General features: G+C 66.7%; 12 protein-coding genes. 8 read left to right on the top strand and 4 right to left on the bottom strand.

Annotation, left to right across the window (positions count from 1 at the left end; translation table 11 throughout):
• Positions 1 to 92 precede the first annotated feature (92 nt).
• Positions 93 to 743 (top strand): HAD-IA family hydrolase, encoded by a 651-nt coding sequence (locus tag MJ122_RS20830; RefSeq protein ID WP_239745904.1) that lies wholly within the window; start codon positions 93 to 95, stop codon positions 741 to 743.
• On the opposite strand, the gene MJ122_RS20835 is transcribed toward MJ122_RS20830, so the two are convergent.
• On the bottom strand, positions 734 to 1,126 hold the full coding sequence (locus MJ122_RS20835) for a S4 domain-containing protein (protein ID WP_088420115.1): 393 nt from the start codon (positions 1,124 to 1,126) through the stop codon (positions 734 to 736). The genes MJ122_RS20830 and MJ122_RS20835 overlap by 10 nt on opposite strands.
• A 134-nt stretch (positions 1,127 to 1,260) precedes the next feature.
• On the opposite strand from MJ122_RS20835, the gene MJ122_RS20840 reads away from it, so the two are divergent.
• From MJ122_RS20840 to MJ122_RS20850, 3 genes are all read left to right on the top strand, one after another.
• Positions 1,261 to 1,704, top strand: a complete 444-nt coding sequence (locus tag MJ122_RS20840; RefSeq protein WP_268744101.1) for an ATP-dependent zinc protease — start codon at positions 1,261 to 1,263, stop codon at positions 1,702 to 1,704.
• On the top strand, positions 1,701 to 2,606 hold the full coding sequence (gene rimK, locus MJ122_RS20845; protein WP_038803545.1) for a 30S ribosomal protein S6--L-glutamate ligase: 906 nt from the start codon (positions 1,701 to 1,703) through the stop codon (positions 2,604 to 2,606). The genes MJ122_RS20840 and rimK overlap by 4 nt, the downstream gene beginning before the upstream one ends.
• Before the next feature lie 188 nt (positions 2,607 to 2,794).
• Positions 2,795 to 3,724, top strand: a complete 930-nt coding sequence (locus MJ122_RS20850; protein WP_239745905.1) for an LD-carboxypeptidase — start codon at positions 2,795 to 2,797, stop codon at positions 3,722 to 3,724.
• On the opposite strand, the gene MJ122_RS20855 is transcribed toward MJ122_RS20850, so the two are convergent.
• Together MJ122_RS20855 and ompR are read right to left on the bottom strand one after the other, a co-directional pair.
• Positions 3,721 to 5,040, bottom strand: coding sequence for an ATP-binding protein (locus MJ122_RS20855; protein WP_239745906.1), 1,320 nt, complete (start codon positions 5,038 to 5,040; stop codon positions 3,721 to 3,723). The two genes, MJ122_RS20850 and MJ122_RS20855, sit on opposite strands and share 4 nt — an antisense overlap.
• 61 nt (positions 5,041 to 5,101) lie before the next feature.
• A complete protein-coding gene (ompR, locus tag MJ122_RS20860) occupies positions 5,102 to 5,842 on the bottom strand; it encodes a two-component system response regulator OmpR (RefSeq protein ID WP_017520858.1) in 741 nt (246 codons plus the stop codon).
• Positions 5,843 to 6,063: 221 nt separating this feature from the next.
• Here ompR and MJ122_RS20865 point away from each other — a divergent pair, with 221 nt between their 5' ends.
• The 4 genes from MJ122_RS20865 (at position 6,064) to MJ122_RS20880 (ending at position 10,941) form a co-directional block, all read left to right on the top strand.
• Positions 6,064 to 8,406, top strand: coding sequence for a Tex family protein (locus MJ122_RS20865; protein WP_239745907.1), 2,343 nt, complete (start codon positions 6,064 to 6,066; stop codon positions 8,404 to 8,406).
• A gap of 9 nt (positions 8,407 to 8,415) precedes the next feature.
• A complete protein-coding gene (locus MJ122_RS20870; RefSeq protein ID WP_088420109.1) occupies positions 8,416 to 8,805 on the top strand; it encodes a PaaI family thioesterase in 390 nt (129 codons plus the stop codon).
• A 164-nt stretch (positions 8,806 to 8,969) separates the two neighbouring features.
• Complete coding sequence (gene gshA, locus MJ122_RS20875; protein ID WP_088420107.1) at positions 8,970 to 10,556, top strand: glutamate--cysteine ligase; 1,587 nt, start codon at positions 8,970 to 8,972, stop codon at positions 10,554 to 10,556.
• Positions 10,557 to 10,692: 136 nt separating this feature from the next.
• The gene (locus tag MJ122_RS20880; RefSeq protein WP_197698128.1) at positions 10,693 to 10,941 is read left to right on the top strand and encodes a hypothetical protein; all 249 of its coding nucleotides are present in this window, start codon (positions 10,693 to 10,695) and stop codon (positions 10,939 to 10,941) included.
• Here MJ122_RS20880 and argA read toward each other — a convergent pair whose 3' ends face one another.
• Entirely contained in the window at positions 10,942 to 12,240 is a 1,299-nt protein-coding gene (gene argA, locus MJ122_RS20885) for an amino-acid N-acetyltransferase (protein ID WP_017520854.1), read from the bottom strand.
• Positions 12,241 to 12,282: the final 42 nt, after the last annotated feature.

The following is a 12,282-nucleotide window of genomic DNA, read 5'->3' on the forward strand; positions in this document are numbered from 1 at the left end:
ATTTATCCCACAGCGATCTTCCGTGTTTCGTCGTGGTCAATGGAGCATCATCGCTCTCCCCGACCGGAACCCCTCCAGGAACTCGCCCCGCCATGCTGATCGAAACCCGCGCCATCCTGCTGGACATGGATGGCACCCTGGTGCAATCCACCGCCGCCGTCGAACTGGTCTGGGGAATCTGGTGCCAGCGCCATGGCGTGCCGCTGGACGCGGTGCTGTCCATCTGCCATGGGATGCGTTCCGAGGACACCATTGCGCAGGTCGCACCGCACCTGGACATGGCAGCCGAGTTACTGGCACTGAATCAGTTGGAGTTCGAGCACGCCATGCAGGGTTCGGCGATCGTGGCCGGGGCCGACCTGTTCCTCGGGGCGCTGGTCGGTCAGCCCTGGGCCGTGGTGACTTCCGCCAGTCGCCGAGTCGCCCTGGAGCGCCTGGCGATCTGCGGCCTGCCGCTGCCGGATGTGCTGGTCGGTTCCGATGACGTCAGCGCCGGCAAGCCGGACCCTCAACCCTACCGGCTGGGCGCCGAGCGTCTGGGCATGGCGGCGCAGGACTGCCTGGCCTTCGAAGACGCCCCGGCCGGCGTGCAGAGCGCGCTGGACGCCGGCTGCCAGGTGATCCAGATCGGCACCGGCAGCGCCTTCGATCCGCGCGTGCGCGCCGTGGTGCCGAACTGGTCACAGCTGAGCCTGAAGGCCGCTGACGGCCAACTGCTGGTCGAGCTGCCAGCTCACTCCTGATCGCGGAAGCTGAACAGCTGGCGGCGCTGCTTCTTGGTCGGCCGCCCGTCGGTCTGCACGCCCAGCGCCCCCGCTTTGCGCATGGCCGAAGCCTCCTCGCGACGCTTCACACTGTCGGCGGTCTCTTCATAGAGCAACTGCGCCTCGGGCGCGCCACGGCGCACCATCGACAGCGCCTTCACCACCACGGTGCGCTCGTCGAAGCCGGTGCGGATCACATACTCCTCGCCAACCTTCGGCTCCTTGCCCGGCTTGCAGCGCTCGCCCCGGCAATGCACCTTGCCGCCATCGATGGCTTCCTTGGCCAGGGAGCGGGTCTTGTAGAAGCGCGCCGCCCACAGCCACTTGTCCAGGCGGACCTTGTCGTCGTCTTTTTCGCTCACTTCACAACCTCGTCATGCGGGTCTGAGAGTGTACCCCGCGCCCCGCTGGCGGGGCACAAGCGGCCTGACTAGAATGCCGGCAAACGCCGGGGACACCAGCCTTGAAGACTTTCGACCAGCTGTCGGTAATTGGTCTGCGCGAATGGATCGCCCTGCCCGAACTGGGCATGGTCGGCCTGCGCGCGAAGATCGACACCGGCGCCAGTACCTCCAGCCTGCATGCCAGCGACATCGTGCCGTTCCAGCGCGACGGCCAGGACTGGGTGCGTTTCGTCGCCCACCTGGGCACCCAGGTGCAGCGTCGCCATCGCTGCGAAGCGCCGGTGGTGACGATGAAAACCATCAAGAGCTCCAACGGCCAGGCCCAGACCCGCTATGTGATCCGCACCCTGCTGGCCCTGGGCGACCGCGCCTGGTCGGTGGAGTTCACCCTGGCCTGCCGCAAGACCATGCGCTACCGCGTGCTGCTGGGCTCCAAGGCCCTGGTGCAGGGCCAGCTGGTAGTCAACCCCGGCCTCACCTACGTGCAAGACAAACCCCTCATCATGGTTCCCGCCACCCTTCCAGGTGATCAATGAAAATTGCTGTGCTGTCGCGCAATCCGCGCCTGTATTCCACCCGTCGGCTGGTGGAGGCCGGGCAGCAACGCGGCCACGAGATGGTGGTGATCGACACCCTCCGCGCCTACATGAACATCGCCAGCCACAAGCCGCAGATCCATTACCGCGGCAAGCCGCTGGAAGGTTTCGACGCGGTGATCCCGCGCATCGGCGCCTCGGTGACCTTCTATGGCTGCGCCGTGCTGCGCCAGTTCGAGATGATGGGCGTCTTTCCCCTCAACGAATCGGTGGCCATTGCCCGCTCCCGCGACAAGCTGCGCTCGCTGCAACTGCTCTCGCGCAAGGGCATCGGCCTGCCGGTAACCGGCTTCGCCCACTCCCCCGATGACGTGCCGGACCTGATCGAAATGGTGGGCGGCGCGCCGCTGGTGATCAAGCTGCTGGAAGGCACCCAGGGCATCGGCGTGGTGCTCTGCGAGACGGAGAAGGCCGCCGAATCCGTGCTGGAGGCCTTCATGGGGCTCAAGCACAACATCATGGTGCAGGAGTACATCAAGGAAGCCGGCGGCGCCGACATCCGCTGCTTCGTGGTCGGCGACAAGGTGATCGCCTCGATGAAGCGCCAGGCCGCGGCCGGCGAGTTCCGCTCCAACCTGCACCGCGGCGGCAGCGCCAGCCTGATCAAGATCACCCCGGAAGAGCGCATGACCGCCATTCGCGCCGCCAAGGTGATGGGCCTGCACGTCGCTGGCGTCGACATCCTGCGCTCCAACCATGGGCCGCTGGTGATGGAGGTGAACTCCTCGCCGGGCCTGGAAGGCATCGAGACCACCACCGGCAAGGACATCGCCGGGGTGATCATCGAGTACCTGGAGAAGAATGGCGGGCCGCACCTGGCCAGAACCAAAGGCAAGGGGTGAGCCGGGCTCCTGTCTCATGCAGGAACGAGCTTGCTCGCGAACCGCCTCACTCCATGCGCATCACGGCGGATAAAGCGTTCCGCTTTGTTCGCCCTGCGGGAGCGAACCTCCCGCCATCGTTGCCATGCTGAACCCTTCGCGAGCAAGCTCGCTCTTACAGGGTCTCTCCACCGCTATCGGATGCTCCCATGCCCCCCGCCCGCCCCCACGCTGAACTCAAATGGTCGCCCATCGAAGGCCGCGTCGCCCTCGTTGCACCGGCGTCCGCCATTGCCGAAGAAGTGCTGGAAGCCACCTTGCGCCAGTTGGAGGTGCAGGGCATCGACTACCACCTGGGCCAGCACGCCGACGCCCGCTACCGCTACCTGGCCGGCACGCCGGAGCAACGTCTGGAAGACTTCCACGCCGCCTTCGAGCTGGAAGACGTCAGCACCGTCTGGTGCCTGCGCGGCGGCTACGGCTGTGGACAACTCATCCCGCAACTCGACTGGCAGCGCCTGAAGGCCGCCTCGCCGCGCCCGCTGATCGGCTTCTCGGACATTTCTATCCTCCTCAGCGCCTTCCACCGCCACGGCCTGCCGGCGATCCACGGCATGGTCGCCACCGGGCTGGGCCTGCAACCGCTGAGCGTGCCCAGCGAGCAGCGTGAGCGCCTGGCTTCGCTGGCGTCGATCAGCCACGTACTGGCCGGCGCTCGCGGCAAACTGGCGGTGCAGCATCTGGCGGGGCCGAAGGCGGCGGTGAACGGCGAACTGATCGGCGGCAACCTCACCGCGCTGGCCTGCATGGCCGGCACCGAAGGCGCGCTGTACGCCCCCGACGGCGCGATCCTGATCCTCGAAGACGTCGGCGAGCCCTACTACCGCATCGAGCGCAGCCTGTGGCAGCTGCTGAACAGCCTGGGTGGCGCGCGCCTGGGCGCGATCTGCCTCGGTACCTTCACCGACTGTCCGCGCAAGGGCGTGGCCCACAGCCTGGAAGAAATCTTCGCCGAATACGCCGCGCAGCTGGGCGTTCCGCTCTACCACGGCCTGCCCAGCGGCCACGGCGCGCAGAACCGCGCCTGGCCCTACGGGCGCCGGGCAGTGCTGGAAGGCAAGGCCCTGCGCTGGGATTAATGCGCGTTGCGCGGTAGCAGCAGGCCGAGCGGCAGGCAGACGCGCGCTTCCACGCCACCGCCCTCGCGGTTGCGCAGTTCGATGCTACCGCCGTGCTGTTCGGCGATGCGCTTGACGATGGCCAGCCCCAGACCGGTGCCCTTGCCGCCACGGGCTTTGTCGCCGCGGAAGAAGGGATTGAAGATGTTTTCCAGCTCCTGCGGGTCAACTCCGGTGCCTCGGTCCAGCACGCTCAGCACCACGTAGGGCGCACCGCCGCCGCCGGCCACGTGGGCCGCCACTTCGACCTTGCCGCCGCCGTGGTTGAGGCCGTTCTCGATCAGGTTGCCCAGCAGGCGCTTGATCGACACCCGGCGGAAGCGGAACAGCGGCAGGGTCTCCAGGCACAGGCGCACGCGGTTGCCGGTCTGGTTGAAGGCATCGGCCACTTCGCGGATCAGGTCGGCGAGGTCGCCCTCCTCCACGGGTTCGTCGCGGCCATCACGGATGAAGGCAAGGAACTGATCGAGGATGGCATCCATGTCCTCGATGTCACGGACCATGTCCTCGACCATCTCGCGGTCGCTTTCAGGCATCAGCTCCAGCGACAGGCGCAGGCGCGTCAGCGGCGTGCGCAGGTCATGGGAGACACCGGCGAGCATCAGCTCGCGCTCACGCCCGGCCTGCTCCACATCGTCGGCCATCTGGTTGAAGGCGCGGTACACCTCGGCCATCTCGCTGGGGGTTTCCTGCCCCAGCGGCAGGCGCACGCTGCGCCCCTTGCCGAACTCGCGGGAAGCGAAGACCAGGCGCTTGAGCGGCTGGCTAAGTTGCCGCACGAAGATCCAGGCCGCCGCAGTGGACAACAGGCCAATGCCGAGGAACCATCCCAGCACGCTCCAGATCTGCTGGCCGCGCAAGGGGTGCGGGTACAGCGGTACGCCGATCCAGCCGTCGCCCAGGGTCGGTGCGCGCACCCAGAGCATCGACGGATGGTGGATGCGCAGGCGGGTCTCGGTGTCGATGCCCAGTTCCATGCGCATCTGCCGCTGGAAGATTTCCGTGTATGGCCAGTGCACTTCCTCCGGTTGTCCCTGCTCGTGGGGCGCCCACTTCAGCCCGGCGGACTGGGCGATGGCCTCGCGCGATTTCTCGTCCGCCGCCCAGTAGGCGCGCACGGTCAGCGCCGCGCCGTGGCTGTACTGGCGGTCGACCAGCATGTCTTCGTTCATCAGCAGGTAGACCAGGGTCAGCGCCTTGGAGAACAGCACGACGATGAGCACCAGCCAGAGGGTGCGGGCGAAGAAGCTTTGCGGGAACCAGAGGGGTGTCTTCAAGAGGGCGTTACCAGGGGAACACGAACGGCCGGGGCGAAGGGCTTCGCCCCGGCGGGGTCAATCACTTGCGGGCGGCGCCATCCGGCACGAACACGTAACCCACGCCCCAGACGGTCTGGATGTAGCGCGGTTTGGACGGGTCGGGCTCGATCAGCCGGCGCAGGCGGGAAATCTGCACGTCGATGGAGCGTTCCAGGGCGTCCCACTCGCGGCCGCGGGCCAGGTTCATCAGCTTGTCGCGGGTCAGCGGCTCGCGGGCGTGCTGCACCAGGGCCTTGAGCACGGCGAACTCACCGGTGGTGAGCATGTGCACTTCCTCGCCCTTCTTCAACTCGCGGGTGGCCAGGTGCAGTTCGTAGTCGCCGAAGGTGACGACCTCATCCTCGCCTGCCGGCGCGCCCGGGACCAGCGGCGCCTGGCGGCGCAGCACGGCCTTGATCCGCGCCAGCAGCTCGCGCGGGTTGAAGGGCTTGGCCAGGTAGTCGTCGGCGCCCTGTTCCAGGCCGGAGATACGGCTGGATTCGTCGCCCTTGGCGGTGAGCATGATGATCGGGATCTGGTTGTTCGACTCGCGCAGGCGCTTGCACGCGGAGAGGCCATCCTCGCCGGGCATCATCAGGTCCAGCACCACCAGCTGGAACAGCTCGCGGGCCAGCAGGCGGTCCATCTGCTCGGTGTTTTCGACGGCGCGGACACGGTAACCCTGCTCATCGAGGAAGCGTTCCAGCAGACGACGCAGGCGCGCGTCGTCATCGACCACGAGGATCTTTTCGCCTTCCGGCAGGGTGGCAGCGTTGCTCATGGAAACTCCCAGAATCTGATTCGGCGGGCATTATCGCCCAGCAGCCGCGCATCACGGCCTGTCCATTGTTAGCAGATTTTTCCCCGACCAGTCGCGCGCCCGGTGAAATTGTCGTGGGTATAATGCGGCGCTTTTGCGGCGGGGCGTTGTCATAGACGCCTGCCAAGCGCCACGGCGCGGCAGCCCAGCCCCGTATTTCGTTGGTTTCACCAGGTGGATTCATGGACAGCATCAACACCCGTATCGCCGAAGAGCTTTCCGCACTGCCCTCCGGCCGCGTTCAACCGCAGCAGGTCGCCGCTGCCGTCGCCCTGCTCGATGAAGGCTCCACCGTCCCCTTCATCGCCCGTTACCGCAAAGAAGTCACCGGTAGCCTGGACGACACCCAGCTGCGCATGCTCGAAGAGCGCCTGCGTTACCTGCGCGAGCTGGAAGACCGCCGTGGCGCGATCCTCGCCAGCATCGAGGAACAGGGCAAGCTGACCCCGGAACTGGCCCGCGAGATCAAGCTCGCCGACACCAAGACCCGCCTCGAAGACCTCTACCTGCCGTATAAGCAGAAGCGCCGCACCAAGGGCCAGATCGCCCTGGAAGCCGGCCTGGGCGAGCTGGCCGACGCGCTGTTCAATGACCCGGGCCTGGCCCCGGAAACCGAAGCCGCACGCTTCGTCGATGCCGAGAAAGGCTTCGCCGACACCCGCGCCGTACTCGAAGGCGCCAAGTACATCCTGATGGAGCGCTTCGCCGAGGATGCCACCCTGCTGGACCGTCTGCGCGGCTTCCTCAAGGACAACGCCACCCTCACCGCGCGCGTGGTGCCGGGCAAGGAAACCGAAGGCGCCAAGTTCAGCGACTACTTCGAGCACGACGAGCCGCTGAAGAACGCCCCGTCGCACCGCGCCCTGGCGATCTTCCGTGGCCGCAACGAAGGCATCCTGAGCGTCGCCCTGAAGGTCGGCGAAGAGCTGCCGGGCACCTCGCATCCTTGTGAAGTCATGATCGGCGAGCGGTTCGGCGTCTCCAACCAGGGCCGCCCCGCTGACAAGTGGCTGGCCGAAGTGGTGCGCTGGACCTGGAAGGTCAAGCTCTACACCCACCTGGAAACCGACCTGCTGGGCGAGCTGCGCGACGGCGCAGACGCCGAGGCGATCAACGTCTTCGCGCGCAACCTGCACGACCTGCTGCTGGCCGCTCCGGCCGGCCCGCGCGCCACCCTGGGCCTCGACCCGGGCCTGCGCACCGGCGTGAAGGTCGCCGTGGTCGACGGCACCGGCAAGCTGCTGGACACCGCCACCGTCTACCCGCACGCGCCGAAGAACCAGTGGGACCAGACCATCGCCGTGCTCGCCGCGCTGTGCGCCAAGCACCAGGTGGAGCTGATCGCCATCGGCAACGGCACCGCCAGCCGCGAGACCGACAAGCTGGCCGCCGAGCTGATCAGGAAGTACCCGGCGCTCAAGTGCACCAAGATCATGGTCAGCGAGGCCGGCGCCTCGGTGTACTCGGCGTCCGAGCTGGCCGCCAAGGAATTCCCGGAGCTGGACGTCTCGCTGCGCGGCGCCGTGTCCATCGCCCGCCGCCTGCAGGACCCGCTGGCCGAACTGGTGAAGATCGAGCCGAAATCCATCGGCGTCGGCCAATACCAGCACGACGTGTCCCAGCTGCAGCTCGCGCGCAGCCTGGACGCCGTGGTGGAAGACTGCGTGAACGCCGTCGGCGTGGACGTGAACACTGCGTCCGCCGCCCTGCTGGCGCGCATCTCCGGCCTCAACAGCACCCTGGCGCAGAACATCGTCTCGCACCGCGACGCCAACGGCGCCTTCAAGACCCGTGACGAGCTGAAGAAAGTCAGCCGCCTGGGCGAGAAAACCTTCGAGCAGGCCGCCGGCTTCCTCCGCGTGATGAACGGCGACAATCCGCTGGATGCCTCCGCGGTGCACCCGGAAACCTACCCGCTGGTGCAGCGCATCGCCGCCGATACCGGTCGCGACGTGCGCTCGCTGATCGGCGACTCGGGTTTCCTCAAGCGCCTGGACCCGAAGAAGTTCACCGACGAGCAGTTCGGCCTGCCCACCGTCACCGACATTCTCAAGGAACTGGACAAACCTGGCCGCGACCCGCGCCCGGAGTTCAAGACCGCCGAGTTCCAGGACGGCGTCGAGAGCCTGAAGGACCTCGTCCCCGGCATGGTGCTCGAAGGCGTTGTCACCAACGTCACCAACTTTGGTGCCTTCGTCGACATCGGCGTCCACCAGGACGGCCTGGTGCACATCTCCGCGCTGTCGGAGAAGTTCGTCAAGGACCCGTACGAAGTGGTCAAGGCCGGTGACATCGTCAAGGTCAAGGTCATGGAGGTGGACATTCCGCGCAACCGCGTCGGCCTGTCCATGCGCATGGGCGATACCCCCGGCGAAAAAGTCGACGGTCCGCGTGGCGGCGGTCGTCCCGGCAACGGCGCGCCGCGCGGTGAGCGCAGCGCTGCCCCGCGCCAGCAGGAGAAGGCACCGGCGAGCAACGCGATGGCCTCCCTGTTCGCCAACGCCAAGCAACTGAAGAAGAAGTAAGGAAGGTCCATGAGCGAGATGCCCGCGCGCGAGCTGATGATCAGCCGCTTCAGCGAAACCATCGGCGTGCAGCCGATCCGTGTCGCTGACGGCGAAGCCGAGGTGCTGCTGCCGATGGCCGAGCACCTGCGCAATCGCGGCAACGTCATGCACGGCGGCGCGCTCTTCACGCTGATGGACATGACCATGGGCCTGGCCTGCTCCAGCGCCCATGGTTTCGACCGGCAGAGCGTCACCCTGGAATGCAAGATCAACTACATCCGCGCGGTCGCCGAGGGCGAAGTGCGTTGTGTGGCGAAAGTCCTGCACGCCGGGCGCCGCTCGCTGGTGGTGGAGGCCGACATCCACCAGGGCGACAAGCTGGTCGCCAAGGGACAAGGCACCTTCGCCCAGCTGTAATTCGCACCGCGACAACTGACCTATGCTGTACGCCGGAGCCCAGGATTTGCGGGCGCCGGCGCAGCGCCTCGATAAAGCCAGGCGACCACGCCGGTTGTTCTCCCCTTGTAGACCGCCCAGTCCACCCCCATAGTGGGGCGATTGCCGTGTGAAGGACTTCCAACTTGAGCGACCAACTCTCCCGCCGCCTGGCCCTGCTTGGCGATGCCGCCAACCTGTCCCTGCTCACCCAGTGCCTGCACGGTATCGAGCGCGAATGCCTGCGCGTCGATGAACGCGGCAAGCTCGCCCTGACCCCGCACCCGCGTGCCCTGGGCTCGGCGCTGACCAACCCGCAGATCACCACCGACTACTCCGAGTCGCTGCTGGAGTTCATCACCCCGACCTCCACCAGCGTCGAGAAGACCCTGGACGAGCTGGGTGAAATCCACCGTTTCGCCAGCGGCAAGCTCGACGGCGAATACCTGTGGAGCCCGTCCATGCCCTGCGAGCTGCCGGATGAAGAGACCATCCCGATCGCCCGCTACGGCAGCTCGCATATCGGCCGCCTGAAATACGTCTACCGCAAGGGCCTGGCGCTGCGCTACGGCAAGACCATGCAGTGCATCGCCGGTATCCACTACAACTTCTCCCTGCCCGAGGGCCTCTGGGAGCTGTTGCGCCAGGAGGAAGGCAGCGAGAAGAGCGCGCGGGACTTCCAGTCGCACCGCTACATCGCGATGATCCGCAACTTCCGCCGCTACAGCTGGCTGCTGATGTACCTGTTCGGCGCATCGCCTGCCCTGGACGCCGGCTTCCTGCGCGGTCGCCCGCACGGCCTGGAAGCCTTCGACGAGCACACCCTCTACCTGCCCTACGCCACCAGCCTGCGCATGAGCGACCTGGGCTACCAGAACAACGCCCAGGCCGGCCTGACGCCCTGCTACAACGACCTGGACAGCTACATCGACAGCCTGCGCCGCGCAGTGAGCACGCCGTACGCGCCGTACGAGAAGGTCGGCACCAAGGTCGATGGCGAGTGGGTGCAGCTCAACACCAACATCCTGCAGATCGAGAACGAGTACTACTCGAGCATCCGCCCCAAACGCGTCACCTATACCGGCGAGCGCCCGATCCAGGCGCTGATGGCCCGTGGCGTGCAGTACGTCGAAGCGCGTTGCCTGGACATCAATCCCTTCCTGCCGCTGGGCATCGACGTCACCGAGGCCCGCTTCCTCGATGCCTTCCTGCTCTACTGCGCACTCTCCGACAGCCCGCCGCTGGGCGGTTGCGAGTGCGGCTCGGCCACCAGCAACTTCCTCAAGGTGGTCAAGGAAGGTCGCCGCCCGGGCCTGAAACTGGAGCGCGGCGGCCAGCCGGTCGAGATGAAGGACTGGGCAGGTGCCCTGCTCGACGCCATCGCGCCGATCATCGACCTGCTCGACCGTGCCAACGGCAGCAGCCTGCACGCACAGAGCCTGGCCGAGCAGCGCGCCAAGGTGGCCGATTCGGACCTGACGCCTTCGGCGAAGGTCCTGGCGGAAATGCGCGAGCGTGGCGAGAGCTTCGAAGCCTTCGCCCTGCGCTACAGCCGACAGCACGCCGAAACGCTGCACAGCGAACCGCTGTCGGCTGAGGAGCAGGCGCGCTTCGAAGGCATGGCCAGCCAATCACTGGCTGAACAGGCAGAACTGGAGAAGCAGCCCGAAGGCGACTTCGACACCTTCGTTGCTGCCTACCAGGCGAGCATCCTGGGCTTGATCAGCGTCTGACGCTGCAAGAAATCGCTGACACGCAGCTCATAGAGTTCTGATCGGCATCCTCTGAGGACAGGGAGAAAATCTTCCTCCCTGCGGATCGCGACCGGCACGGCCGGCGCGATCCGCGCAAGCCTCAGGAAAGCGATGCATGTCTTCCCCTTCATCTCCCTGGACTCTCCAGCAACTGGAGACCGCCTACCAGCAGGGCTATCTGGAAGCGCTGCTCGAGCGCCAGCCCCGCCGCCCCGCTCATGACGTCCTCGCCGCCAGCTGGGAAGCCGGTTGGCTCGATGGCAGCGAACGGCTGCGCCAACACCGGGCCCCGGCACTACCCCGCAAGACCCTGCCGCTGAATGTGCAGATCAGGCACTCGGTGAGGCTGCAGGCGAAAAGCTGATCAGAGGCTCTTCTCGAACACCTGCGAATTACGCTGGTAGTTGTACAGCGACGCCCGCGCCGCCGGCAGGCGCTCTACGCTGCTGGGCTGGAAACCGCGTTCGCGGAACCAGTGGGCGGTACGGGTGGTGAGGACGTAGAGCGTCTTCAGGCCGAGGTTGCGCGCGCGCTGCTCGATGCGTTCCAGCAGGTCGTCACCGCGTCCGCCATGGCGATACTCCGGGTTCACCGCCAGGCAAGCCAGCTCGCCCGAGTCCGAATCGGCGATGGGATAGAGCGCCGCGCAGGCGATGATCAGCCCTTCGCGTTCGACGATGCTGAACTGCTCGATCTCGCGTTCCAGCACCTCGCGGGAACGGCGCACCAGGATGCCCTGCTCCTCCAGCGGACGGATCAGTTCCAGCAACCCGCCCACGTCCTCGATGCCGGCTTCGCGCAGCTGTTCGAATTGCTCCTGGGCCACCAGCGTGCCGTTGCCGGTGCGGGTGAAGAGTTCGCTGAGCAGCGAACCGTCTTCGGTGTAGCTGACGATATGGCTGCGGCGTACACCCGCACGGCAGGCCTGGGCAGCCGCATCCAGCAGCTCGCCCTGGTAGCTCGCTCCCAGGCGTTCCAGGTGCGCCGGCACCTGCTGCGGGCGCAGCTCGCGCACCAGCTTGCCGGCGTCGTCCATCAGGCCGCGCTCGGCTCCATACAGGATCAGCTTGTCCGCGCCCAGGTCGATGGCCGCGCGCATGGCCACGTCCTCGCAGGCGAGGTTGAAGATTTCACCGGTGGGCGAATAGCCCAGCGGCGAGAGCAGCACGATGCTGCGCTCGTCGAGCTGGCGGTTGATGCCCTTGCGGTCGATTCGCCGCACTTCGCCGGTGTGGTGGTAGTCGATGCCGTCGACCACACCGATCGGCCGCGCAGTGACGAAGTTGCCGGCAGTCACTCGCAGGCGCGAGCCCTGCATGGGCGAGGCGGCCATGTCCATGGACAGGCGCGCCTCGATGGAAATGCGCAGGCTGCCGACGGCATCGATCACGCAATCCAGGGTCGGCGCATCGGTAACCCGCAGGCCACGGTGGAAGCGCGGCGCCAGCCCGTGGGAGGCCAGGCGCGCCTCGATCTGCGGGCGCGAACCATGGACCAGCACCAGGCGCACGCCCAGGCTGTGCAGCAGCACCAGGTCGTGGACGATATTGCCGAAATTGGGGTCTTCGACGCCCTCGCCGGGGAGCATCACCACGAAGGTGCAGTCCCGGTGCGAGTTGATGTAGGGCGAGGCGTGGCGCAGCCAGTTGACGTAGTCGTGCATTGCTTGAAAAGCCTGTCGTTCGAGTGGGCGGAAATCTGTCGG

It is taken from the genome of Pseudomonas sp. DP-17 (assembly GCF_022380625.1).
In the GTDB taxonomy this organism is placed as follows: domain Bacteria; phylum Pseudomonadota; class Gammaproteobacteria; order Pseudomonadales; family Pseudomonadaceae; genus Pseudomonas; species Pseudomonas nitroreducens_A.